The organism is Bradyrhizobium jicamae, assembly GCF_001440395.1.
GTDB classification, from domain to species: Bacteria; Pseudomonadota; Alphaproteobacteria; order Rhizobiales; family Xanthobacteraceae; genus Bradyrhizobium; species Bradyrhizobium jicamae.
Genome location: NZ_LLXZ01000186.1, coordinates 1 through 24,981 on the forward strand (window position 1 = coordinate 1; position 24,981 = coordinate 24,981).

At 59.1% G+C, this 24,981-nt stretch carries 24 protein-coding genes; 12 read left to right on the forward strand and 12 right to left on the reverse strand.

All coding sequences use genetic code 11. The features are described from left to right. From ugpE to CQ12_RS31445, 4 genes are all read left to right on the forward strand, one after another. A partial coding sequence (gene ugpE, locus CQ12_RS31430) for a sn-glycerol-3-phosphate ABC transporter permease UgpE (protein WP_057839162.1) occupies positions 1-680 on the forward strand: 680 nt, incomplete at its 5' end. Between the two features lie 7 nt (positions 681-687). Beyond that, positions 688-1,779 (forward strand): sn-glycerol-3-phosphate import ATP-binding protein UgpC, encoded by a 1,092-nt coding sequence (locus CQ12_RS31435; protein ID WP_057839163.1) that lies wholly within the window; start codon positions 688-690, stop codon positions 1,777-1,779. Between the two features lie 183 nt (positions 1,780-1,962). After that, positions 1,963-2,388 (forward strand): Hsp20 family protein, encoded by a 426-nt coding sequence (locus tag CQ12_RS31440; RefSeq protein ID WP_057839164.1) that lies wholly within the window; start codon positions 1,963-1,965, stop codon positions 2,386-2,388. Positions 2,389-2,437: 49 nt separating this feature from the next. Further along, entirely contained in the window at positions 2,438-2,704 is a 267-nt protein-coding gene (locus CQ12_RS31445; RefSeq protein WP_028347912.1) for a BQ00720 family protein, read from the forward strand. Positions 2,705-2,859: 155 nt separating this feature from the next. On the opposite strand, the gene CQ12_RS31450 is transcribed toward CQ12_RS31445, so the two are convergent. From CQ12_RS31450 to CQ12_RS45310, 9 genes are all read right to left on the reverse strand, one after another. Then, positions 2,860-4,548 carry a methyl-accepting chemotaxis protein gene (locus tag CQ12_RS31450; protein WP_063799849.1) on the reverse strand — a complete coding sequence of 563 codons (1,689 nt, stop codon included), beginning with the start codon at positions 4,546-4,548 and terminating at the stop codon, positions 2,860-2,862. Positions 4,549-4,659: 111 nt separating this feature from the next. Continuing rightward, positions 4,660-5,121: a PTS IIA-like nitrogen regulatory protein PtsN gene (ptsN, locus tag CQ12_RS31455; RefSeq protein WP_057839165.1), complete on the reverse strand. Its 462-nt coding sequence runs from the start codon at positions 5,119-5,121 to the stop codon at positions 4,660-4,662. A 232-nt stretch (positions 5,122-5,353) separates the two neighbouring features. Then, positions 5,354-5,959 (reverse strand): ribosome hibernation-promoting factor, HPF/YfiA family, encoded by a 606-nt coding sequence (gene hpf, locus CQ12_RS31460; protein WP_057839166.1) that lies wholly within the window; start codon positions 5,957-5,959, stop codon positions 5,354-5,356. Between the two features lie 89 nt (positions 5,960-6,048). Then, the gene (rpoN, locus tag CQ12_RS31465) at positions 6,049-7,698 is read right to left on the reverse strand and encodes an RNA polymerase factor sigma-54 (RefSeq protein WP_057839167.1); all 1,650 of its coding nucleotides are present in this window, start codon (positions 7,696-7,698) and stop codon (positions 6,049-6,051) included. Positions 7,699-7,904: 206 nt separating this feature from the next. Further along, entirely contained in the window at positions 7,905-8,927 is a 1,023-nt protein-coding gene (gene lptB, locus CQ12_RS31470) for an LPS export ABC transporter ATP-binding protein (protein ID WP_057839168.1), read from the reverse strand. Between the two features lie 195 nt (positions 8,928-9,122). Further along, positions 9,123-9,800, reverse strand: coding sequence for an LptA/OstA family protein (locus CQ12_RS31475; protein ID WP_198164299.1), 678 nt, complete (start codon positions 9,798-9,800; stop codon positions 9,123-9,125). 5 nt (positions 9,801-9,805) lie between these two features. Then, positions 9,806-10,537, reverse strand: coding sequence for an LPS export ABC transporter periplasmic protein LptC (lptC, locus tag CQ12_RS31480; RefSeq protein WP_057839170.1), 732 nt, complete (start codon positions 10,535-10,537; stop codon positions 9,806-9,808). A gap of 130 nt (positions 10,538-10,667) precedes the next feature. Continuing rightward, positions 10,668-11,282: a ribonuclease D gene (locus CQ12_RS31485; protein WP_057839171.1), complete on the reverse strand. Its 615-nt coding sequence runs from the start codon at positions 11,280-11,282 to the stop codon at positions 10,668-10,670. A gap of 188 nt (positions 11,283-11,470) precedes the next feature. Further along, positions 11,471-11,629: a hypothetical protein gene (locus tag CQ12_RS45310; protein WP_198164300.1), complete on the reverse strand. Its 159-nt coding sequence runs from the start codon at positions 11,627-11,629 to the stop codon at positions 11,471-11,473. Between the two features lie 190 nt (positions 11,630-11,819). On the opposite strand from CQ12_RS45310, the gene CQ12_RS31495 reads away from it, so the two are divergent. The 4 genes from CQ12_RS31495 (at position 11,820) to CQ12_RS31515 (ending at position 14,273) form a co-directional block, all read left to right on the forward strand. After that, positions 11,820-12,056, forward strand: a complete 237-nt coding sequence (locus tag CQ12_RS31495) for a hypothetical protein (protein ID WP_057839173.1) — start codon at positions 11,820-11,822, stop codon at positions 12,054-12,056. Positions 12,057-12,392: 336 nt separating this feature from the next. Then, a complete protein-coding gene (locus CQ12_RS31500) occupies positions 12,393-12,872 on the forward strand; it encodes a hypothetical protein (protein ID WP_057839174.1) in 480 nt (159 codons plus the stop codon). 405 nt (positions 12,873-13,277) lie between these two features. Continuing rightward, the gene (locus CQ12_RS31510) at positions 13,278-13,493 is read left to right on the forward strand and encodes a hypothetical protein (protein WP_057839176.1); all 216 of its coding nucleotides are present in this window, start codon (positions 13,278-13,280) and stop codon (positions 13,491-13,493) included. 138 nt (positions 13,494-13,631) lie between these two features. Further along, complete coding sequence (locus CQ12_RS31515; RefSeq protein ID WP_057839177.1) at positions 13,632-14,273, forward strand: hypothetical protein; 642 nt, start codon at positions 13,632-13,634, stop codon at positions 14,271-14,273. Positions 14,274-14,854: 581 nt separating this feature from the next. Here the strand turns inward: CQ12_RS31515 and CQ12_RS44410 are convergent. From CQ12_RS44410 to CQ12_RS31525, 3 genes are all read right to left on the reverse strand, one after another. Further along, positions 14,855-15,130, reverse strand: a complete 276-nt coding sequence (locus CQ12_RS44410) for a hypothetical protein (RefSeq protein WP_157088608.1) — start codon at positions 15,128-15,130, stop codon at positions 14,855-14,857. A gap of 143 nt (positions 15,131-15,273) precedes the next feature. Beyond that, positions 15,274-16,848 carry a hypothetical protein gene (locus tag CQ12_RS31520; protein ID WP_057839178.1) on the reverse strand — a complete coding sequence of 525 codons (1,575 nt, stop codon included), beginning with the start codon at positions 16,846-16,848 and terminating at the stop codon, positions 15,274-15,276. Positions 16,849-16,865: 17 nt separating this feature from the next. Beyond that, positions 16,866-17,420: a hypothetical protein gene (locus CQ12_RS31525; RefSeq protein ID WP_057839179.1), complete on the reverse strand. Its 555-nt coding sequence runs from the start codon at positions 17,418-17,420 to the stop codon at positions 16,866-16,868. 222 nt (positions 17,421-17,642) lie between these two features. On the opposite strand from CQ12_RS31525, the gene CQ12_RS31530 reads away from it, so the two are divergent. The 4 genes from CQ12_RS31530 to CQ12_RS31545 form a co-directional block, all read left to right on the forward strand. Then, entirely contained in the window at positions 17,643-20,573 is a 2,931-nt protein-coding gene (locus tag CQ12_RS31530; protein ID WP_057839180.1) for a peptidoglycan-binding domain-containing protein, read from the forward strand. A gap of 14 nt (positions 20,574-20,587) precedes the next feature. Next, the gene (locus tag CQ12_RS31535; RefSeq protein ID WP_057839181.1) at positions 20,588-20,944 is read left to right on the forward strand and encodes a hypothetical protein; all 357 of its coding nucleotides are present in this window, start codon (positions 20,588-20,590) and stop codon (positions 20,942-20,944) included. Then, positions 20,944-23,460, forward strand: a complete 2,517-nt coding sequence (locus CQ12_RS31540; RefSeq protein ID WP_063799850.1) for an Hsp70 family protein — start codon at positions 20,944-20,946, stop codon at positions 23,458-23,460. The genes CQ12_RS31535 and CQ12_RS31540 overlap by 1 nt, the downstream gene beginning before the upstream one ends. A gap of 663 nt (positions 23,461-24,123) precedes the next feature. Continuing rightward, a partial coding sequence (locus CQ12_RS31545) for a recombinase family protein (RefSeq protein ID WP_198164302.1) occupies positions 24,124-24,981 on the forward strand: 858 nt, incomplete at its 3' end.

The window sequence follows — 24,981 nt, forward strand, 5'->3', positions numbered from 1 at the left end:
ATTACTACCGCGCGATCTTCATCGGCGGCTCGCGCACCAGCCGCGAGCCGGTCGCCAACATGCTGATCAATTCATTCGTCTCGGCGATCGGCATTGCCGTCGGCAAGATCTTCATCTCGATCCTGTCGGCTTACGCCGTCGTGTATTTCCGCTTTCCGTTTCGCAAGACCGCGTTCTGGATCATCTTCATCACGCTGATGCTGCCGGTGGAAGTGCGTATCTACCCGACCTACAAGGTGGTCGCCGACCTGCGCATGCTCGACACCTATGCCGGGCTGATCCTGCCGCTGATCGCGTCCGCCACCGGCACGCTCCTGTTCCGGCAATTCTTCATGACCGTGCCGGATGAACTGCTGGAAGCGTCCCGCATCGACGGTGCCGGCCCATTCCGCTTCTTCTGGGACACGCTGCTGCCGCTGTCGGTCACGACCATGGCAGCCCTGTTCGTGATCCAGTTCATCTATGGCTGGAATCAATATCTCTGGCCGCTTCTGATCACGACGCAGGATTCAATGCAGACCATCGTGATCGGCATCAAGAAGATGCTGGTGGCCACCGATGAGCTCGCCGAATGGCAGCTAGCCATGGCGACGACGGTCCTTGCCATGCTGCCGCCGGTCGCGGTGGTCATCTTCATGCAGCGGCTGTTTGTGCGCGGCCTGGTCCAGACGGAGAAGTAGGATAGTCATGGCCAACGTCACGCTGCGCAACGTCCGCAAAACCTATGTTGGTGGTTTCGAGGCGATCAAGGGCATCGACTTCGAGGTCGGCGATGGCCAGTTCTGCGTGCTGGTCGGCCCCTCCGGCTGCGGCAAGTCTACGCTGCTGCGCATGGTGGCGGGGCTGGAGACCATCACCGGCGGCGAGATCGATATCGGCGGGCGCGTCGTCAACCAGATCGAGCCGGCCGACCGCGACATCGCGATGGTGTTCCAGAACTACGCGCTCTATCCGCACATGAGCGTCTACAACAACATGGCCTACGGCCTGCGCAACCGCCGCATGCCCGAGCCTGAGATCAAGACCCGCGTCGAGGAAGCCGCCCGCATTCTCGAACTCGCCGCCATGCTCGACCGCAAGCCGCGGCAATTGTCCGGCGGCCAGCGCCAGCGCGTGGCGATGGGCCGCGCCATCGTGCGGCAGCCGAAGGTCTTTCTGTTCGACGAGCCGCTCTCGAACCTCGACGCCAAGCTGCGCATCGCGATGCGGGTCGAGATCCGCAAATTGCAGCGCCGCCTTTCGACGACCTCGATCTACGTCACCCATGACCAGCTCGAGGCGATGACGCTGGCTGATATCCTCGTGGTCATGAACGGGGGCCAGGTGGAGCAGATCGGCAATCCGCTGGAGATCTACCAGAAGCCGGCGACCACCTTCGTGGCCTCCTTCATCGGCGCTCCGCCGATGAACCTGATGCCGCTGCGCTCCGACGAGATCAGATCGCAGCTGGCCGGCGATTCGCGCGCTGGCGAAGCCGGTATCCTGGGCATCCGGCCGGAAGATTTCGTCATCACCGATGAGACGATAACCGGCGGCGTGGCGCTGGGCCTCACGGTGGAAGCGATCGAGCGCGTCGGCGCCGAAACGTTCGTCTACGGTACCAGGCAAAAGGAGGAGCAGGGCGTCGCCACCACCCCCGGCGAGTTGCCACCGGGCGAAATTATCGTCCGCATTCCCGGCGCCGTCGGCCCCGCAATCGGCGAGCGAATCAGGGCGGTGGCGGCTCCCGACAAGCTGCATCTCTTTACCGCCGACGGCCGCAAGCGTATCGGCTCCTGAACGGTCCTTTATCGACGTAAGAGCCTGTGAAAACCCGCCGCGGCCGATTTACGCAGCTTTCAGAGGCGCTTGAACCCTTCCCAAATCACCCCCATATTCCTTCGTGACCGGACGGCAAGTCGGCCGGCCGGTTGAATGGGGCGCCGCAAGGGCCCCTCAAAGTCGCTTCGAGAGGACTTTGTGATGTCTCGTGTTCCTTCGTTATCCAGTCCGTTCCTGCTTGGGTTCGACGAAATCGAGCGTGCGCTCGATCGCGTCGTCAAAGGCGCCGACGGTTATCCTCCCTACAACATCGAGCGGTGCGACCGTGCCAACGGCCAGCCCGAACGCCTGCGCATCACGCTGGCGGTGGCGGGTTTTACCCGCGACCAACTCGATGTGACCACTGAGGAAAACCAGCTCGTGATCCGGGGCCGCCAGCAGGACGACAAGGCCCGGCAATACATCCATCGCGGCATCGCCGCGCGCCACTTCCAGCGCACCTTCGTGCTGGCAGAGGGGATGCTGGTGCTGGGCGCGGATTTGAAAAACGGGCTGCTGTCGATCGACCTTGCCAGGCCGGAGCCTGAAAGGGTCGTTAAGACAATAGCTATCAATGAGCACGAATAATGGAACAAGTAGCGGACTCGACCGCTTAGACCCAGAAGGAGTCGAGACCATGAGTGACGTGAGTGTGACCTTCGAATCCGAAAAGGTTTCCGTCGAGGCACTGGCCCATCTTGGTGAAGGCCACATCGCCTACGTGAAACAAGTCCGTTCCGAGGACGTGCCGGGACTGTTTCCGCAGGCGCCGAAAATCGCGCCAGGGCTGAAACTGTTCGCGCTGCATGCCGCCGACGGCACCCCGATCATGCTGACCGACAGCCGGGAAGCTGCGATCGCCAACGCATGGAGCAACGAGCTTCAGGCCGTCAGCGTGCATTGACGCAACGTGCGCCGCTGTCGCTGAAGCAGCACGCGCTGCTTCAGTCGCGCGGCGGTCGCGGAGAAACGTTGACGTGACGGCCGCTTGAGGCCGCAACGAGAGTTCATCATACGCGGGCGTCCTTCAGGACGGGCCCGCGTATTTTTTTGCGTCTCTTACGCCGCGCGGACGGTCGAGAGGAATTTCTCCACCTCGCCCTTCAGATGATTGCTTTGCCCGAGCAGCGAGCGGGCCAGCCCGTGCACATGCGTCGAGGCCGTGCCGGTATCGGTCGCGCCGCGATTCACGTCGGTGATGCTGCCCGCGACCTGGGTCGCACCCTGCGCCGCCTGCTGCACGTTGCGCGAAATTTCCTGCGTCGCAGCGCCCTGCTCTTCCACGGCTGCTGCGATCGCCTGCGAGATTTCGGCGATGCGGCCGATGGTGCCGCCGATTTCCTGGATCGCCGACACCGACTGGTTGGTCGCCGACTGCATCTGGCCGATCTGGTCCGAGATTTCCTCGGTCGCCTTCGCCGTCTGCGCGGCAAGCGCCTTGACCTCGGAGGCAACGACCGCAAACCCCCGTCCCGCCTCGCCGGCGCGCGCCGCCTCGATCGTGGCGTTCAGCGCCAGCAAATTGGTCTGCTCGGCGACCGCGCTGATCATCCTGACCACTTCGCCGATGCGACTGGCGGACTGGGCGAGATCGGAAATCCGCGCATTGGTCTGCTCGACCTGGCTGACCGCCTCGCGGGAGATCTTGTGCGAATCCTGGACCTGGCGGCTGATCTCCGAAACCGTTGAGGCCATCTCTTCCGCGGCTGCCGCCGCGGACTGCGCGTTGGCCGAGGATTGCTCCGATGCGGAGGCAACGGTAGCCGAAAGCACCTGGGTCACTTCGGCGGTCTTGGTCAGTTGTCCGGCCGATGATTCGAGCTCGGACGAGGCGGTCGACACGGTCTGGATGATTTTTCCGATCGCGGCATCGAAGCCGTCCGCCATCTGCTGCATCGCGGCCTTTCGGTCGCCTTCCACCTTCTGCTTCAGGCTGGCCTGCTCCGACTCCATCGACTGTACGCGCATGGCATTGTCCTTGAACACCTGGACCGCGCGCGCCATGGCGCCGACTTCATCGCCGCGGCTGAGCGCCGGCACCGAGACGGCAAGGTCGCCGCCGGCAAGGCCTTTCATCACGGAAGTCATTTGCGCGATGGGACGAATGACGCCGAACGCCACGCCGAAAATGCCGGCGCCGATGATGAGAAACACCACGGCCGAAACGCCCCACAGCAGGAACGTGAAGGTGCTGACGCGTTCGGTTGCCGCGACTTCGGTCGCCGCATTCTGGTCGTTGGTCTGCTTGACGATGTCGTCGATGATGGCGCGATGCGCGGCATAACGTGCGGCGATCTCGGCATAGGATTTCGTCGCCGCAGCGCTGTCGCCCTTGGCGAGCGCAGGCAACAGGCCTTGCTCAATCGCCGTCCAGAAGCGTTTCACTTCGCCGTCGGATTTTTCGACCAGCTTGGTCTTGAGCACCGGGTCGAGATCGGACTTTACCCAGAATGCGTGCCGCTCGTCATATTCCTTCTTGAGCTGCGCAAGCCGGTCACGATGCGCCGCAAGCTTCGCCGGGTCGTGCAGCACGAGGGTCGCCTCGAGATAGGCCTCGATGACATATTCCGGCGGCGGCAGGATGTCGGCGATGAGATCGTTGCCGAGCTTGATCTGGTTATAGAGCGGGCCACCGACCTTGAGCTGTGACAGCCCGTAAACACTGGTGGCAATGACGGCACCGAGCCCCAATGCGGTAACCAATCCGAAAATCAATATCGCGCGCGAAATCGTCAGCCGCACCGTCATGGCAATGTTCTCCGGGTAAAAAAGGAAAATCCCAGCACCCGAAATAACCGCTATTTAGCTTAAAATTGCGTTTAACCCGTTCTCTACCGACAGGAGAACCGCCGCTCGGACCTACGCCGCGCTCGCCGGCGGCAGCGCCAAGACCGAATAGATCGCCTGGGCGTCGCGCGAGGCGCGCAGCTTCTTGGCGACGTCAACGTCACGCAGCAGGCGGGCGATCCGCGCCAGCGCCTTGAGATGATCGGCGCCCGCGCCTTCCGGGGCCAGCAGCAGGAAGATCAGGTCGACCGGTTGACCGTCCATCGCCTCGAAATCGATCGGGCGCTCCAGCCGGGCGAACAACCCGAACAGCTTTTCCAGCTTCGGCAGCTTGCCGTGCGGAATGGCGACGCCGTAGCCGACGGCGGTGGTGCCGAGCTTCTCCCGCTGCAGCAGCACCTCGAACACCGAGCGTTCGTTCTGGCCGGTCAGGGCGGAGGCGCGCGCCGCGAGTTCCTGCAGCGCCTGCTTCTTGCTGATGACCTTCAACGCGGGGAGAATCGCCTCGGGTGCGACCAGATCGGTAATCGTCATGGGGCGTTCCGAGGTGAATTGAACCGTCAGGTTGCGAGAGATAGGTTCGAGAACCGGGGCGTCAAGAAGATGAGACGGGAGGCGGGTTTAGTCCGGGTCCCGATTTGCTGGGCTTCTACTCCAACGCTTGGCCGGTGCCAACTCCCGGATGCGGGTTCCTGCACTGCCATCGTTGAGGGCGGCGGACCATAGGGAGGGCGCCGCGGGGCGTCAATGCGGCTAGCCATATATATCATGGGGTAACCGCCGGGGGGTCGACCCATCCGACATTGCCGTCCGTACGGCGGTAAATGATGTTCACCCGGCCGCTGGACCCGTGCTGGAATACGATGCAGGAGGCCCCGGTGAGGTCCAGTTCCATCACCGCCTCGCTGACCGAAAGCCGCTTCAGCGACGTGGTCGCCTCGGCAATGATGACCGGGCTGTAGGAGGTGACCTCCTCGTCGCCTTCCGCCGGCGCCTCGATCACATAGCTTGGTGCGTCGAGTACCGGGGCGTTATCGATCTCCGCCAGCGCCGCAGAGGCCGCATAGGCCTTGCGGGCCGAGCGGTCCTTGAGCCGGCTCTTGTAGCGGCGCAGGCGCTTCTCGATCATCAAGAGCGCCTGGTCGGCGCTGGCATAGGCGTCGGTCGCGTTGGAATCGGCCTCCAGCGTAATCCCCGAATCAAGGTGCAACGCGCAGTCGGTACGGAAGCCGAAACCGTCCTTGCTCAGCGTAATGTGGCCGGAATAGTTGCCGTCGAAATATTTCCTCAAAACCTCATCGGTGCGCTCGCTGACGCGCGAACGAAGCGCTTCGCCGACGCTGATGCTTTTGCCGGAGATTCGAAGGGTCATTGGGTGCCTCGCTTGATGGCTCGACTGCTCTGGCCTTCCCGGACCGGCCTTGGGGGAACTGAGACTATCGCGATCTGAGGCGAACGCAATCAGGCTGGCGCCGTGTCGCGGGACCGGTCAGAGGAGGTGGCGGGAGCAGAAAGTGCGTTACCGAGCATGCTTTGTTTGTCACGGCGGCGCTGGACCGAGGAAGGAATACGCATGGCCTCGCGGTATTTTGCGACCGTGCGGCGGGCAATATCAATGCCGGATTCGCGCAATCGTTCCACGATCGTGTCGTCGGAGAGGATCGCGTTCGGGGCCTCCGCGTCGATCAACTGCTTGATGTGGTGGCGGACCGCCTCCGCCGAGTGCGCCTCGCCGCCATCGGCCGACGCAATCGAGGCCGTGAAGAAATATTTCAGTTCGAAGCTGCCGCGATTGGTCGCCATGTATTTGTTGGCGGTAACCCGCGACACCGTCGATTCGTGCATCTGGATCGCGTCCGCCACCGCTTTCAGATTCAGCGGCCGCAAATGCGCCACGCCATGGGTAAAGAAGCCATCCTGCTGACGGACGATTTCGGTGGCGACCTTCAGAATGGTGCGGGCGCGCTGATCGAGCGCGCGGACCAGCCAGGTCGCGTTCTGCAGGCAGTCGCTGAAATAGGATTTGTCGCCGTCCTTGCGGATCGTCTTCGATAGCTCGGTGTAATAGACCTGATTGACCAGCACGCGCGGCAAGGTGTCGCTGTTGAGCTCGACATGCCAGCCGCCGTCGGGCCCCGGCCGCACATAGACATCAGGCACCATGGTCTGCGTGCGTGACGTGCCGAATCGCAGGCCCGGCTTCGGGTCGAGCCGCCGGATTTCGCCGATCATGTCGGTGATGTCTTCGTCGTCGACGCCGCACAATTTGCGCAAGGCGGCAATGTCCCGCCGCGCAAGCAGGTCGAGATTTTCCACCAGCGCCTGCATCGCGGGGTCGTAGCGGTTGAGTTCGCGGAGCTGGATCGCAAGACACTCGCTCAGGTTCCGCGCACAGACGCCGGGCGGATCGAACTTCTGCAGCACCGTGAGCACGGCATCGACATCGGCCTGCGCGGCGCCCAACCGCTCGGCCGCCTGCCCCAGATCCGGCGGCAGGTAGCCGGCGTCGTCGACGAGGTCGATCAGATATTGTCCGATCATGCGCTGCGCCGGCGCGCTGAACGCCACGGCAAGCTGTTCGGCAAGGTGGCTGCCGAGCGTCACCTCGGCGGCGACGAAGGCTTCCAGATTATAGTCGTCGTCGTTGGAGGCGCCGCCGCCCCATTCGGTATAGGCGGTCGGCGCCGCGTCCTGCGCGGCGCGCGCGGCGGCTTCCGCGGGCTCTTCGGAAAAGACGTTGTCGAGGGGCGTATCGAGCGTCTGCTCGATCTCGGTACGGCTGCCGAGGTCGCGGTTCAGCCAATCCTCCTGGCCGGGCTCGAAGGCCTCGCCCCCTGGGCTGGTGCCCATATCGGAGGTGTCGCCGCCGCCTTCATCGCCATAGCTGCCCGAATCCGAGAATTCGGCGCTCTCGGCCACCGGCTCGCCGGCGACCGGTGGCTCGGGGCCATCGCTGGCCCGATCCAGCAGCGGGTTGCGCTCCAGCTCCTCCTCGACGAAGGCCGACAGGTCGAGATTCGACAATTGCAGCAGCTTGATCGCCTGCATCAATTGCGGCGTCATCACCAGCGACTGCGATTGGCGGAACTCTAATCTCTGCGTCAGCGCCATAGGAATAAGAACCGATCCACTGAAAGTTGGTCCGATTCTTGCTTATATTAGTCCAAAGCCCTTGTACACGGCTTGACGGATGCAAAAAACGGGCTAAGGCGCGATCGGCAACCGCGATGGCCGATTTCGGGCTCGGGCGCTCCGCGGTTTCCTGAATGCACGCAATACCTTAACGCCAAATCGCCCGCGCATTCGCGAGGCGCGCACTACAGCCGGAATTCCTCGCCAAGGTAAAGGCGGCGTACATCCGGATCGTTGACGATCTCTTCCGGGCTGCCCTCGGTCAGGATCTGACCGGCATAGACGATATAGGCGCGGTCGGTGAGGCCGAGCGTTTCGCGCACATTGTGGTCGGTGATCAGGACGCCGATACCGCGGTTGGTGAGATGGCGGACCAGGTCCTGAATGTCGCCGACCGCGATCGGATCGATGCCGGCAAAGGGTTCGTCGAGCAGCATGTAGTTCGGACGCGTCGCCAGCGCGCGCGCGATCTCGACGCGGCGGCGCTCGCCGCCGGAGAGCGCGATCGAGGGCGATTTGCGCAGGCGGGTGACGTTGAATTCGTCGAGCAGCGCATCGAGCTCGCGCTCGCGCTTCTTGCGGCTGGGCTCGACCACTTCGAGCACGGCGCGGATGTTCTGCTCAACGGTCAGGCCGCGGAAGATCGAGGCTTCCTGCGGCAAATAGCCGATGCCGAGCCGCGCGCGCTGGTACATCGGCAGCTTGGTCACGTCGTGACCGTCGAGCTCGATGGCGCCGCGATCCGCCTTGATCAGGCCGGTGATCATGTAGAACACCGTGGTCTTGCCGGCGCCGTTCGGCCCGAGCAGGCCGACCGCCTCGCCGCGGCGGACATAGATGCTGACGCCGCGTACGACCTGGCGCGTGCCGAAACTCTTTTCCACGCTGTGCACGGCAAGGAAGCCCGGCCGCTTGAGCAGGTGCGGCGCTTCGCCGCCGTTGGCCTTCACGTTGGCCTTGGACCGCGGCGCCTGTGCCCGCGAACGAGGCCTCTCCTCGCGCGGCGGCTCGACGTCGGGCTGAGACCGCGGCAAGTCCAGCCCGGGCAGCGAGGCGGCGCGCGCCATCGGCGGCGCATCGCGCACCGGGCTCTTCATCATGTCGCCGAAGGAATCGCCGAGTGTCGTGATGTCCTCGCGCGAGCGCGCAAATCCGGGGCCGCCGCGTTTCGCGGGGCGTCGACGGAACATGCCGAGTAAATCCACCATCCCGCTTCGCTTACGCCTTTCACGGTGATTCCGCGACGCGCCCGCCGGCGAATCGCTATGCCCGCGAACCATGAATGAATGGATGTCCCCTGCCCAGCGAAACACCCCGCCGTGCGCCCTGCCCAGTAGATACAGGCTCGCACCTCAAGCTTCAACCATGCGGGCCCATAAGATTCTTTAAGGCTCTGATCTGCCTTACTTTTTACCGGGGATCAGCGACGGTATGGCGACCGGAGCCTGCTTCGCCCCACCCGACCCGGACCCGCAATTCTCTCCCTGGATGAACATGCCCTGCACCTTGCCGCTGTCGGATTCGACCCGCGACACGCCGGTGGTCATGTCGACCTTGAGGCGGTCGCCGCGGAGTACGTTCTTGCACTGGGTGAGCACGACGCCACCGACCATGGTGATGAGGTTGGCCCGCGTATCGAAGATCGCGGTCTCTCCGGTCACGACCTGGTCCTTCTGCGTCACCACGACAGAGCCCTTGGCTTCGAGCCGGCGGATCGACGAACTGCCGCCGGGTCCGGGGGTCGCGGACTGCATCGATCCGGATTTCGATCCCTTCGGCGCGGCCGGTTGCGGTGCGGCCTGATCCGAGCCGGAATCGTAAAACACCACCAGCGACTTCGCGGTCATGGTGGTGTCGCCCTGCACGACCTTCACGTTTCCGGAGAAGGTCGCCTCCTTTTTCTTGTCGCGCATTTCGAGCGACGCCGCCTCGATCTGAATCGGCTGATCGCGGTTTTGCGAAAAGCCCTGCATCGCATTCGGCACGCCCGACATCGCGCCTTGCGCGAGGGCGTTGCCGGAGGCGGTCAAGGCGAGCGCAAGGGCTGCTGCCGCGAAATTGCGCGAAGAAGACTTCATCATGAATTTCATTTCGTGTTGGCGGACTTGCCGGTGACGGACCGCGTCTTCGGCGGCGGCGCAGGCTCCGGCTCGGGCTCAGGCGCCGGAGGACTTTCCATGATCAGGTTCATCACGACATTGCCTTCGAAACGCACCACCTCGCCGCTGTTGATGATCCTCAGCCGGTCGGCGCGCAGCGTGCCATTGAGCAGTTTGACGTCGACAGCCTCGTCCGACGTCACCGAACCCTTGTTGATATCGACATAGGCCTGCGACAGCTTCGCCTCATAGCCGGTGGAGGATTGCAGGAAGATATCCTTGCGCAGGTCCAGCATCTGCTGCTTGCTGTCGAAGAAGCCGGTGCGGGCGTCCATCGTCACCATGCTCTTGTCCTCCATCATGACCTTGGCCCGCAGCGTCTGGAGCTCGACGTGATCGGGGCTGGTCAGATCCTGGATCGCGGCCTTGGCCCACAATTCGTAAGGCCGCTGATCGGTGGAGAAGCCGGCGAGGTGCGGCGTTTCCATCGTGATCTTGGTGCCTGACACCACGAGATTGCTCATGTCGACGGGCAGCTTCACCAGCTCCGTAATCTTGAACGGGTTGAAGACAGCGATGTAGATGATGACGGCCATTGCCAGCGCCACGGCCGCCGGAACCGCGATCCGCAGCATCCGCACCATCCGGCTATGGCGGGCGGCCGCGGCAAAGCGGGCCTCCATTCCGGTGGCATAGGCTGGGTTCTGTATCGAGTTCACCGCGGCTCCAAAGACGCTCGGAAGGGCGTCATTCTACCCGCAATCGCGGGATTATGCAGCCCGGACACTCGCGACGAGTGTGACCGAAACGGGGCGGACGCCGGTATCGTGGCGCTTCAAATAGTCTCGGTCACGAATGCGCGAAGATGTCCTCGGCCTCCCAGCCGCCGAGATCGAGCTTGGCCCGGGTCGGCAGGAAGTCGAAGCAGGCCTGCGCCAGCTCGTTGCGTCCCTCTCGCGCCAGCACGGCATCGAGCCGCTCGCGCAAGGCATGCAGATGCAGCACGTCGGAAGCGGCATAAGCGAGCTGCGCCTCGCTGAGGGTCGCCGACCCCCAGTCGCTCGACTGCTGCTGTTTCGACAGGTCGATGTTGAGCAGTTCGCGCACCAAGTCCTTCAGCCCGTGGCGGTCGGTATAGGTGCGGGTCAGCCGCGAGGCGATCTTGGTGCAGTAGACCGGCTGCGGCATCACGCCGAAGGCGTTGTAGAGCACTGCGACATCGAACCGCGCGAAGTGAAAGATTTTCGTGATGGCCGGATTGGCCAGCAGCGCCTTCAGGTTCGGCGCATCGGTGTGGCCTTGCGGGATCTGGATGACATCGGCGCTGCCGTCGCCGTTCGACATCTGCACCACGCAGAGCCGGTCGCGGTGCGGGTTGAGCCCCATGGTCTCGGTATCGATCGCCACCGAATCCTTGTAGCGGGACAAATCGGGCAGATCGCCGCGATGCAGGCGAATGGTCATGAAGGAAAGCCTCGTGTCTTAAGTGGATTCGACGGGAACACTAGCGCCCGGAGCCGCGGGTGGCGAGCGGCTGGGCAAGGCTTATAGGGCGGGAATTTGAGTTCGTCGCGATCCCTGTATTTCCACCAGGGCATTCACCCACGTTCGATGAGATGTCGCGGCAACCTTGCTGGCTGAGCCTCAGGAAGTCAGGCCGATTTCTCGTCAGCCGATTTCGGTGGTTGCAGGCCCGGGCTGTTCGCCCAACGGTCGAGATTTTCGATGACATTGGCATGGCTCGGCCGCCGCGGCGGGGGCGCCTGTTGCTCTTCGGAAAGTTTGCGAGGCAGCTTGATGTTCTCGGTCATGGCCGTGCTCCAGGAGCTCATCATGCACCCTAAGAAATCGTAAATCAACAGCTAACGCATTGTTTTTACTTATGTATTTAGCTAATTTGGCTTTGGAATCTGGTTTGGCGGAACCGTCTTCAATGACAAGCGTTGAGTAAACTACACAATTGAGTAAACTGGCTCAACTGTCTCAATTTGGACACCTCCAATGGCCGATCTCCGCGGTGAACGATTACAGGTGATGCTCTCGCCTGAGGAACTGACGGTGATTGACGATTTCCGCTTCAAGCACCGGATGCCGACCCGCGCGGCAGCCGTACGCGAGCTGTTGAAGCTGGGACTGACCGTGCTGGCGAAAGACGGCGACGGCACGAAGTCCAGCGACTATGGCGTGTTCAACCGTGGTCCGGACGGACACCAGTCCGATCCGGATTCGGCGGCATAGTTCGCCGATCTATCGCGCGCAGCGGGCTCGACCCGCAAATGCCTGCCTCAAGCGAAGGCTATGCCGCATCGAGCGGCGTTCACCGCGAGCAGCCGGCCGAAGCCGTCGGGAAGTCCCTGAGCTCGTTGCTCACAGGCGTATTAGCCCGCGGTCTGTACCGAACCGCACCAACCGATCATTACAGTTTGAATTGAACTCTTAAGCAGACCAGAGCGCCTGCTCGCTTAGAGGTTATTTCATATCCCCAAAGCCCACGTAGGTTGCAGGCTGGAAGGGCTGGTCGGCAGTCGGTGTGAAGGAATAATGAAGTTCTTGGGTCGAGACGAAGCGAGTTTGTTGGACAGGAAACTTCGTCGTGAAATCGCCGAATACGCCGGTCCGAAATTCGGCCTCTATTACGAGAGTGGCGGCCGCGATTACTCCCGTGCCGCCGACTCAATCGTGCAATCAGCCGGAAGCTTTTCCGAGGCTACGGTGCTTTTCTCGTTCTGCGTCAGCGGCGACGGATGGGACGAGCACGCCGCGACCGATGAGAGGTGGAAACGCTACAGAAGGTGGCGAGCCGCAAATAACGAGGAGCGCCGACTGTATGAAGCGCCTGGCCATCGGTTCGAACCGCGCGATGTCGATCCGTTTTCCAAAACAATCGAGTTTGCGCTCGAGCTTGGCTGGGACGCTTTGGTGGCAGCAAAGCCCGGCCGGCAGCTTCTGTTCCTCTCGCACGACGATCGGCTGGAAATCTATCGGGGTTTCGCAGGCGGGATGCTGGTCAGACAACTGACCGGGCTCGGATACTGGCGCCGCGCTGGTCGGTAACGAATGGCTTGCAGAATGGTCAACAAGCAGCCCCTTGCGATCGTGATCCGGATATCAGACGTAACCTTGTCGCGGTCTGACTTGGAGACCGCGCTGGGCCTGCTCTTGATCGCTACGAGCAGCCATCTGACGGCGCACCCGCCTATGCCCAGATCGACATTCCAGATGATCAGGACCGATGGGCTGCCGCGCTCGATTGCGTTCAATCGATCGGTGACCGCCTGCAGCGGCTGGTCTCGGAAAACCTCGTTGGATCCCCGCAGATGGACATTGCGGTGGCATTTCCTTCGTCGGCCGTTATGAGGTCCCTGGTAATTCCTGCACGACTGACTGCCGCAACGGGTGGAGCAGGGATGGATATCGGTATCTCCATCTATTCAACCAGTGACGCCTGAGGTTCGCAAAATGGGCGAACTATCAGGAGCACCAGAGACTGAGGCAGATGCAGCGAAGCTCAGCTTGCAGGAACTGAACGGCTGGATCGCCCATGCCGAATTCAGGGCGTCGCGTTTGAAACTCTCTGCCTCACTCAAGAAGTCGGCGATGAAACGCCTGGTCTGGCTCGAAGCCCAGCGCGAGAGGCTTCACGGCGTGCCCACCCCTGACCGTGGCCGGTTCTGATACATCCCGATGAGCAAGAAACGCCATAGGCCGCCTCAGGCTCGCCCGCGCATCATCGACAGAATTCGACTGGCGAGGTCCATTGGTGGGCACCTTGACGGAATCTGAATCGGGTGTTGGCGCGGGGGGCCTGAACACTTGACGCGCGTCGAAGGCGCGTTGCTGCTCATCAAGCAGCATAGCCCCCTGGACTACGCACGCATCACTCGCGAGCTTGAACGCGTTTGGGTGTGCCTGCTGCCGCAGCGCCTTGGCGAATACAGCCATTCACTCAGGGCCTGCATTCTCGACGAGCGATCTGTGGCCGACCCGGCCACAGCTCTCGAGCAGATCGCATCAACGATCGTGCATGAAGCCACGCACGCAAGGCTCGAACGATGCGGGATCGAATATGAGGAACAGCGGCGCGCGCGAATCGAGGCGATCTGCTTCCGCAGAGAGTTGGCCTTTGCAGTTCGCTTGCCCGACAGCGCCGAACTGCAGGAGGGAATTGTACGATGTTTGGAGTGGTATCCGGCCAATCCAGAGCAGTTCAGCGATGCTCACTTTGAAAAGACTCATGCGGAGGGTGCCGCTGAAGCACTGCGCTATCTGGAGGCCCCTGACTGGTTCATCCGAGCCTTCTCGATATCTCTGCCAATCTTCCGCCGGGCGAGGAGATTTTTCCGTTTCGAATGGCGGCGAAGCGGCCGCCCGCTGCAGGCACGAAAAATGAAGCCATGCGAACAAGGCGATATCATCGACCCGAACGTTTGGCGGCTCCCGCCCGACAAGCTGTAAAAGCCGGCAAGTATAAATGCCTCGATCGCCGATTCCGCCCAGACTATTCGTCATTTTTGCCAAGAGCGCGCATGAAGCCGTGATTTTCAGGCGCGGACCGACAGCGTGGTGCCACGTCATTCGCTGGAATACTCGGAATGATACCTTTTTCAGGGGAGCCTGGTTCAAGGGGCGCATTTTTCCCGAGAAATGCGACTTGTCACCTGCTGGAGAGCTGCTCTTGTACTTCGCGCATCAAGGGAGCCGCGTGCATACAAGTTACACTGATGCCTGGACTGCGATCAGTCGCACTCCCTGGCTGACCGCTATAGGGCTATGGCCTCAGGCGACAACGTATGGAGGAGGCGGTCGTTTCACGGATAATCGCAGTGCCATCATCAGGGGGCATATGAGCGCGCACCCCGATCACCCCGGCGCCGGGATTTCCATCACTTTTGGCGATGTACCTCACCATGTCTCATCCGAAGAAGTTGAAGGCTCGGAATGGTCGGGACGTGATCAGAATGGAAGGTTGGTGTTCGCTCAAAATGGCCTGCTGATGCACAGAAATGCCGAAGGAGATGATAATTGCCTTGCGGACTTCAATGGTTACACACCTGATCCGCAGCCTGCGCCGCTATCCGCTGGCCGACCACTGAGCGCCCTCCGACAAAGAAGCAATCCGCGAGGCAGAAAGAAGTAGGCTCCATGGCCGGCTCGCTGCTGTCATAGCTCGCCGGGCATTCATCGCGCTGTGACCGATCTCGTGCACCGGTCAGCGGACCTACCAGGCCGCAGTTCACCGAATCATGGGCAAGGGCAATGGTGCCCAGGAAAGGATTGGCGGGTCCGATCTGCAAGAGATTGATTTTTATCATCTTTTTGGTTCGTTGTCGAGACGTTGTTACACAGTCCTGTTGCAGCATCTCTCGGCGCTGCTGGAACTAACAGGTCTCGATCTAGTTGACTGAGAATGAGGGCTGACCCGTAAACGGGCATCCGTCAGGTGAGGAGCCCGCTGTTAGGAGGCGGGCTTTTTGCTGCCCTCCACGTCAACGACGCGCCCTCCTTTGTAGGTGAGCGAAGCACCGGCGTCCGAAAGGCCCAATTGCAAAAGCTGCTTCCTGACCCGACGACGGCAATACCAATTGAGGGCCGTGGCCAGCGCCGGCATCGGCCGTTCCAATAGTGCGAAGAACACCCTCACAAAGCCAATCGCACCGAAGGCGAGCAACACCGCTCCCCAAACAACATTTTCGTGGAGCGCGCCAGTGAACACGTTCAAAAGGCCGACAGCTCCAAGCGCAAGGAGAATTGCGCCGATGACAATCTCGATAGCTGTTGCTCTGCGGTTTACGCCCGCCACCACACCGCGCACTTGAGAATTGACGAGAGCCTCGGCGTCAGCATTGCGCTGCTGAAGGGCGGCAACTTCAGTGGTCAAGCGACCTAACTGGGAGTTCACCCGCTCCGAATCTGAGCGCGACGCCTCTTTATAGGCCTCCACGTTAGCAGCGCTCTCCGCTTTGAGCCGTAAAATCTCTGCTTGATGCTGTTGGCGTAGTTCCTCGGCCGTAGCTTCGCGCATAACGTCTAGGAGGCGCTCCGCGTTGTCCGCCGTCACAACGCTTTCATTATTCAGCGTCTCGTCCGCCAGCTTCTGAACGCTGCGGGCATCTTGCATTAGAAGATTGAGTTGTTCGATCCGATCAGGAGTTACGATGGCCAGTTGGGCCGCGAGAGCGTTTCTGACTTCGGGGCGAACTTGAAGCACCCGGTCGCACGTTGCGATGAGATGGCCTCGCGGGATCGTTTCGCTTGCACCCAGGCCCGTTCTCAACCAAGCCGTCGTCGCAAGCTCACGAGCGTGAATTACAGGTCCCTCTTGGAGCGAATTGATCATCCGGCTTTGCAGACAGTAGTTTCTGGCATGCCTAACAAAGGATGGATTGCGAGTGACCAGGACGTGGCGCGTCTTGAACACGTCGGCGCTCTGTCGTCCCTCCCGCAGTCGCATCACAATGGCAGCGCAAGTAGCGTCATGTTCGCGAGCATTTATGTTGTTGCCCCATGTGATGCTTCCGAGAAAGTCATCGAATTGTTCCTGCGTAAAAAACTTATGTGCATGATGATAGGTGTCGAGCGATATTTGTCGAACCGTAATCCCAGCGTTGCTGAGCGCGGTTTCGGGCTGGTTCATAACAGCCCGTACGAAATCTCCAGCGACCTCTTTGCGTAGCATTGCGTTGTGGGTGTAGCCCCGCCGAAGCTCAGGAGGCAACGACAGCATGCTTTTTAGATTGTGCTGCATCTCCACGCAGCTTGCCGGGAGCACGACAAACGTAGCGCCCACGTCTTTTAATGCGGAGACGATTGTAGCAATGTCATCCTTGAGCGCTTTGCCCGAGCAACCGAGATAATCCAATGCGATTGGTGCATCTAGGATAACCGTTAAGTCAGTCTTGGTTTCGACGTGCGTGGGTTTCAAGAAATCTTCGACCACTTCAGCAAGCAGGCCAATCGAGCTGAGCCGGGTCAAGTGAGGGACAAACTCTGGCCTTCGTTTCATAAGCTGCTGCACGAACTTGGCGCACATGTAACGGTCATTGGAATCTAAAGGATGCCCGCCCTCTTCAAGGCCCGCCAAACCTCCACCGCGGTTCCACCGGGCTCCAGTTCTCCCAACTGAGGTGCAAACGCCCCTTGTCCCGGAGCATCCATCATGACCAAAAATCGAATGAGTATGTCTTTGAGTTCTTCTCTTGTCTTCGTATAGGAAAGTAGGTCCGTGACCTTGGGTGGAAACTCTTCGAACTCATCTATGATTTTTTCGAAGGCGGTCAAAAGCGCTGGCGATGCCTCAACGGGCTTTTCGCTGTACTGCACTAAGTAAATGACGCCGGCGGCGGAACGAGCCTGTTGCTTAAGAAAGCCCCGTCGTTCAAGTCGGGGAATGAATGTAGCGGCAATATCACCAGTGAAGCGCCAGCGATAAAGCCTGCGGACACCTGCTGAGAAAAGGTGCGGGTCAAACACTTTCCCGTCCATGACCGCCAAAATCGGCTCAAAGAATGGAATGAGCGCGTCAAGCACGTCATCGTTTTCTTTGCCCTTCAGCTCATTTAGGGCGGCGTAGACCCTTAATGCACGACGAGTGACATTGCTCATCCCAGCTTCCTATGCCCGACTCACTCAACCGGTCATTGTAGACCAATATTACCTTTTATCTAAGGCCTGTGGACGGCGGCCTTTCCGGGACGGAAAGCTTTTGGGGTGTCAAACCAGAGATGTTACTCGTGCCTCACGCTAGACGCCTTCGGAGTCGCTGGCTGAAAGTTTAACTTCAAAAACGCCTTCCGGTTGCATACGCTCACGGGCGGGGGCCAGAGCATGACCGACATTCTAGAAGGTGATGTTAGAACATTTCAGCTGCTCAAAAATCCGTTCTTTGTTCTTAAGGTCGACCCGAGCACGTCTTTGGATCGAATTGCAGAGGCGGTCGAGGACGCCCTAGCTGATGCCGAGATATCGGAAGGTGTCATTGCGGAAGCCCGTGAGGCCCTAATCAATCCTCGGCAGCGCACCAACGCGGAGCTTTCTTATCTTTTTGACAGTCCGCCGAATCAAGTCGCGCGGCTCGTGGCGGCATTGAAAGCCTCGCCGACTGCACTTCTCAAGGAAGCCGAAAGAGCTGCCCCGCTCTCAAGATCAAACGTTCTGACGGAACTCGCCTCTCGCTCGCCGGCATCGAGCGACATCCTCTTTTCGATCCTGGACGCCCAAGCTCACACAGCGCCGGCCGACATCTTCACGAAAATCCAATCGGTCAGACGGCAAGCTGGAGTCGTGAGCCCATCTTTGGAAACCGTCAAGGAGGCCCTCGAAACGCTCCACGAGCAACACGTCAAAGCGCTGCTAGGCGGATTGAAGAGTGCCAAGGCAGCCGCAGCACCACTTCGCGATTGTACCAGACGAATCTTAGCCCAACCCGACGAAGACCGGCTGCACGCGCTAGACAGGCTGTTGAGATCGTACGCCCAGTTTGCATCCTCTGAGTTAGGAGAACTTGAAGAGCACATAGCCGCCAGTGTTGAGGATTTAAAATCGAGGCCGGCGACGAAAAACGATATCGGCACGCTGTCAAATTATCTGCAAAAGTGGATCAATTTAGCTCGGCCACTCATTGAATCCGAGGCGAGCAAAGGGCGCGACGAGCCTCGCTCTCGTCAGCTCTACTTCACAATACGTAATCTTTGCCTCGATCGCGCTAATGAGCATGAGGATTTTATTTCGGCGCTCGCCATTTCAGAAACCGCCTCCGAAGCATTTGAATCGCTCCCAAGAGCCTCCGAGCAGTTGGCCGAGGACGACGAGGTACTCAGAGACCGAATTACCGAAAGAAGAATAGTTCCGCTGAAGGATTTCGTTGATCGCGTTTCGAAATGGACCATCGCAGCGGACCTTGAAAGTGGTGGCTTCGGTCCCTCTGCAAAAGGAGAAGCTCGCGATCTATGGCTTCTTTTTTCTACCGCTTTGGGCGGACTCCGCCAAACGAAGTTCGCGGACCTCCCTTGGATATTGTTGCGCGGCCTCGCGATCAATCTGAACAATGAAGAGAACTCGCCGGTTGCCGCCAAGGTAATCATCGAGCAGCTACTGCGTTTGGCAAGCGACGGGGGCATCTCCGCCGAACTTGTTGGGAGCCTTCGAGAAGATCTTTTCGCTGCCACAAAGAATGCAAAAGAAAAGCGACTGTTGAAACTGGTAGAAGCTGGAGAGACTTCAACTGCTCTAGATGCGTTAGACGACTTGTTGAAGATCGATCTCTCAGCGGAAGACCGGGCGGTCTACAATCAACTCAAGTTTAAGTTACAAAGTCAAAGGAACGGTCGATACATTAAGTGGGGCTTCTTTGGCGTGGTAGGCCTCGTGTTACTAGTCGCGAGTATTTCGAACAATTCGGGTCCCTCTAGTTCCGGCTCAAGTTCTTCAGCTCGTCCTGTTCAGCCGAGTTTTCCATCGACCCCGCCTCGCACAAACGGAGACAATTTCTCTAATCCCAGAATTCCGACCCCGCAAACTGAACCGGTAGATACGTCGGAGATCAAGCCCCCAATCGGGTCGGGCAATCTCCTTTCACGTGCGAATATCAGGTACTGCCGCTATCAGAAAGCTAGACTGAAAAGCATTGAAGGAGACTTACGGAGCCCATACGAGACCGACGAGTTCAATAAACTTGCCGATGACTACAACGCGCGTTGCTCAAACTTCCGATATCAGGAAAACGACTTGCTTGTCGTTGAAGAAGAAGTGAGAAGCAAAGCAACTCTGTTAAGCCAAGATGGTCGCCGCATAACGTCTTCTTGGCGATCACGACCTCCACCTCCTATCATTCCTGGCACCGGATCATCCTCATCGTTTGAGGCACGACCTAGCGGCCAATCGCCCCCGCTGGCTCAGCTTCCGCCCGAAATAATGGGAGCGCCCGTGGCTAAGCCTGAAGCCCGAATGCAGGACGATTCCGCCACAGACCTACTCAACCTTGATATAGCCCTCGCAGCCCAGAAACGCCTCGTTGACTTGGGCTTCTTCCGCGGACCGGTAAATGGCGTGTGGGGCCCTCAATCTCGTAGCGCACTGAAGGCGTTTAAATCAGCAAACGGACTGTCTCCAGACGATAACTATGACGGTTCTTCGGCTGACCGTTTGCATTCGGCAGCAGCCCTCCGCGCTCCTCCAGGAGCAAAAGCAAGTGCCGACCCCGGCCAAGAATCTTATTACGCGCCGCGAGCAGGCACATCCATCAATCCACTGAACCGCAACGATGCTGCTCGCTTACACAACAAACTGCGGGAGCTGGGATACTACCGGGCCAATAACAATTACCTTTGGAGCGCGGCCTCGCGGGATGCCTTGAAGGAATTCAAGACAAGGAATGGGCTTGCAGCTGACGACGTGTGGGACTCCGTAACCGAACAAACTCTCATGGCAGCCGCTGCGCCGAGCACCCCGGCCGATATTGAGGCTGCATTTTCGGCAAGCGTAGCGGGCGCTTGGACGACCGATACCAAAGCGTGTCACGGTGCTTCCGCAGGCTCAGATGCGCTTGTCGTCACGATCACAGCGAAGGGCGCGGAAACAGACGGTGCACGATGTGAGTTTCAATCGTTCTCTGGCTCCGGCGTCAGCTGGAAAGTCGCGGCCGTGTGCATCATCGCTGGAGAAGCCCGAAAAACAAACATCACCTTTACTCGCCTGAACGAAGTTCTAACGTGGTCTAGTGTCAAAGGCACGACCAAGTACTTGCGATGCCCTGGCTGAGAGGATCATCCGATATGCTGCTCCGCGAGAATGATGTTGCCGAACTTGCATCGGAATATTGGAAGCTTGCGCGAGCTTTCGAACGGAGTATCGCGTTAACGCCGGAAGCGCATCACAATCGCCTCCACGCACAAGCTCGATACGCCAACGGTAAGCTAGACACAATTCTAGGCCGCGTAGGAATCAAGATTAGTACTTTCGACGGCGCTGAATTTGAGATCAATCTTCCAGTTACCGCCGTGAACGCGGAGGACGTGAATTCCGATGCCCTGTGCATTATAGAGCGCACTCTAGAGCCGACTGTAATCCTGAATGACCAAGTAGTGCTTACGGGGAAGGTGTTTCTCGTTGAGAAGAAGGATCAGCAATAATGTATTTGGGCATTGATTTAGGCACATCCAACTCGGCAATAGTTGGCAACAACAGTGGAGAGCTTCGCCACTTTAAAACACCTGAAGGCACGGACGTGCTTCCTAGCGCGATTATGGTGGATCGTCGGGGTGGGATGCTGGTCGGAAAGAGAGCTTATGATCAAGCAGCCTTTTCGCCAGAAAGTGTAGCCCAAGGTTTTAAGCGTCTGATGGGTACATCGAGCCCGATTCGGTTTGCTAACGGCACCGCGATAACGCCTGAAGAAGCTAGCTCTGAGGTCATAAAGGCTTTGCTGGCTCAGGCTCGGATGAGCGCCGGTGACTTCAACATCGAAGGCGCTGTCGTGACCATTCCCGCCGCTTTCAACCAAATGCAGTTTGAAGCAACCATGCGTGCTGCCGCTAGCGCAGGTCTCTCTCAAGTCGCGCTGCTGCAAGAGCCAATTGCGGCCGCCATGGCTTCGATAGCTCGCTCTTCAAACAAGAATGGTCAGTTCCTTGTTTATGATCTCGGAGGGGGCACCTTCGATGCGGCGATCGTTCAGACCATATCAGGTTCCGCCACAGTGATTGCGCATGCTGGCATCAATATGCTTGGCGGCCGAGACTTTGACAGAGCCATCGTAAATTCGATTGTGAGGCCATGGCTTCTCGCAAACTTCTCCTTTGCCGACGACTTCCAGCGTGATGAGAAGTACCAACGCCTCATTCGGGTAGCGCACTATCGGGCCGAGATGTCCAAGATCGCTCTGTCCACCCAAACGCAAGATCGAATCTTCGCCGATGAAAGCCAGATTGGCGCGAGAGATCTCAATGGAACGGACATTTATCTCGATGTTGAGATTGACCGAAGCCAACTTGAAGCAATTGTCGTCGATGAAGTTGATCGCTCAATCGAACTATGCCGGTCTTTGATCAAGGATGCGGGATACGGCCTGGATGATATCGACCGAATAGTACTTATTGGCGGTCCCAGTCGCATGCCGATCGTCCGCGAAAGGATTGCCTCGCAGCTTGGGCTTCGGGTCGATCTTGACACCGACCCTATGACGTCGGTTGCCGTGGGCGCCGCCATTTTTGCGGAGAGTCGTGAATGGACAAAGGACGGTGCTAGCCCGAAAGGAAGTCGCGCCGTGGCAAAAGTCAGCGACGTTCGGTTCGATTATCCGGCGCGCGTTTCATCTTCCAACTTTCGACTTCGGGTTCGCGCGGAAGATTCGGCCCAACTTTCTGGCTCGCGATTGCAGTTAAAAAGTGAGAGCGGCTGGGCTTCCGGAAACTACGACTTGCAGAACACTACGGAGATTCGCGATGTGCCGCTGGCTCAGCGCGGGGAGAATCGCTTTATCGCGGAAGTTACGGATTCCAGGGGGACCACTGCCCGCACTGACATTTTGGTGTTTCGGTCCGACGCGAGCGCGGCGGGAATGCCCATGACACACAATCTTGCGGTGAAAGTACTGGATAACACTTCGGGTATTGATCAGAACAGGCTTCATACACTCGTTAAACGAGGAACCGTTCTGCCAAAGAAAGGCGCAGAGCAATTTCGCGCTTCAAAGGATTTACGGTCTGGGAGTGACGATTATCTTGACTTCGAAGTGTATGAGCAGGCCGATGACGTTTTCGATCCATCGCTAAATCTAGCGGTTGGCGGCATCCGGATTCATGCGTCAGACTTGGCGACCGGTGATATAATCCGACGAGGCGACCCAGTTATCATTCATTGGTCGATCGACGAGAACGGTCTGTTTAACTGCAAACTCGAATTCTCAAAGATTAGTCAAACTTACGAGACCGGGAAGATGTATGTCTCAGCTGAGGGCCATCGCAGCTACGATGGTTCTGAGGGACAACGACTTGCATCCGAGTCACTAGTAAAGGCGCGTGAGGATGTTGATGGCCTCGAACGAGCGCTCGGACCCGACGTGTCAGAGCTTTCGCGAGATTTGCGATCAAGGATGGGAAAGCTTCGCGGGACGCTTGAGCTGGCTACCGATGCAGATACACGCAGAAATGTTTCGGAAGACGCCCGTCTAGTACGACAAGAGGTGGCTAGAATCAGGAACAGGCCGGAATTCATCCGCAATAGTGTGCGTGCTGACATCGATCAATTCATTGAGGGATTTGCTCTTAGTGTCTCCTCTGTTCTCGACGAACGTACCAATACACAAGTTCAGCGCCTAGCAGCGTTGGCTAGAGATGCGCTCACCCGGCCCGGCTCTCACGCGATAGTGGACGCGCAACGTTCTCTCGACGAGGCGAGAAGTATTGTCTTCGGCTCGCTAGCAAAGCTGCCTGACTTTTGGATCGTTCGCTTTGAGTCACTCGCTGATGACCGCGAATCTGCCATCGACAAACAACTGCATGATGACCTTGTCCGACAGGGAGTTGCGGCGCTTCAAAAAAGCGATCCGGACACTCTTCGCGAGATCACATTCAGGCTATCTGACAATATGGTTGTCGCGTCGGAAGTCGGAAGGGGCGAAATCCCTTCCGGCATAGCGCGTGATTGACTCGGCCATCCAAGAGACATGGGAAACAGACCCCTCGCCTTAGCGGCGTCCTGGATAACATTTCAAATCAATGGCGGGGGCCCCGGCAGAAATGCGTTAGGGGTACCTTATCTAAGAGGTGACCTCGTGGCGGCGGCTTGCAGCTTTCCCCCACACCCCGAGCCAACTTCTGAAGCGTCCTTCACCTCACACACTAGCTACGCTCCGGACCCCTCTAAGTGTCGCGCGGTGGGAGCAAATTGTCGCTGCTCACGATGCCTGTCCTGAGTCGATAGGACGCACTCAATTCCAGTTGGCGGCCGAATCTGGCGTCACTAACAATGGTGTTATTGGTGTAAGGGTGCGCCAGTCAGGAAAAAAGACCAGCGAAAGGCATTGGATAGCAACCGAACTTGTAGCGACCATAAAAGGTAAACCCAGCATTTATCTTGGCGGACTTTAGGCCGGTCGCGTCAGCATTCCATCCGAGAGCGGATTTTTCGCTTGGCGCTTGCACACGTCCGCTAAGGGCCAAGAGGAGACCCCTCCGTACTGCCGGTGCTTGGCTAAACGAATCTTCCTCTACTTTGCGGTGCGCGTCGGCTAGTGTTCGGCTCGGCGCGGTACACCTCTCGCTAGCACGCGATTCGGCGGGTCGCTTGCTTAAGCCCAAGGGGGGCGGCGATGCCCGATCATGTTACAGCCTGCGCCGGTGGCTTGATACGCGCTGCGCAATACCTGCGCATGTCGTCAGAGAACCAGCGCTATTCGACTGAGAATCAACAGACTGCGATAGCCGAGTATGCAAGGCAGCACGGATATCAGGTTATCGCGTCGTATGTCGATGTCGGAAAGAGTGGCCTTTCGTTGAAGGGGCGTGACGCTCTGCGGCAGCTTCTCAGCGATGCTTTGGACACAGGGCGGCCGTTCGACGCCATTTTGGTTCTCGACGTGAGCCGATGGGGCCGCTTTCAAAATCCCGACCAAGCCGCTCATTATGAGTTCTTATGCCGTCAAGCAGGGTTGCGGGTGGTGTACTGCGCCGAGCCATTCGGCGATGACGTCGCCCCAATCACGACGATAGTCAAGCACCTGAAACGTGTGATGGCCGGGGAATATAGCCGCGAACTTTCGGAGAAGCTAATTCGCGCACACCGGCAGCAAGCAGCTCTGGGTTTCCGCCAAGGCGCTAGACTCATCTACGGATTTCGAAGACTTCTGGTCGATGCCACAGGTAAGCCAAAGCAGGTGATGGCGAATGGGGAGAGGAAAGCGCTGGACAATGACAAGGTGATAGTCATTCCGGGGCCGCCGCACGAACTCGCCGTCATAAGGCGAATTTTTCGATTGTACGTGCGCAACGAACTCTCGGCAGTGGACATTGCCGACCGCCTGTCGAAAGACGGTATAAAGGGGAACGACGATTTGCCTCTAGGCGTCAACACGATTCGAACCATTTTGTCGAACGAATTGTGCATTGGCCAAATGACCTACAATCGCACAACGAAGCGGCTTCAGGCACCTTCGATGAAAATGCCCGAG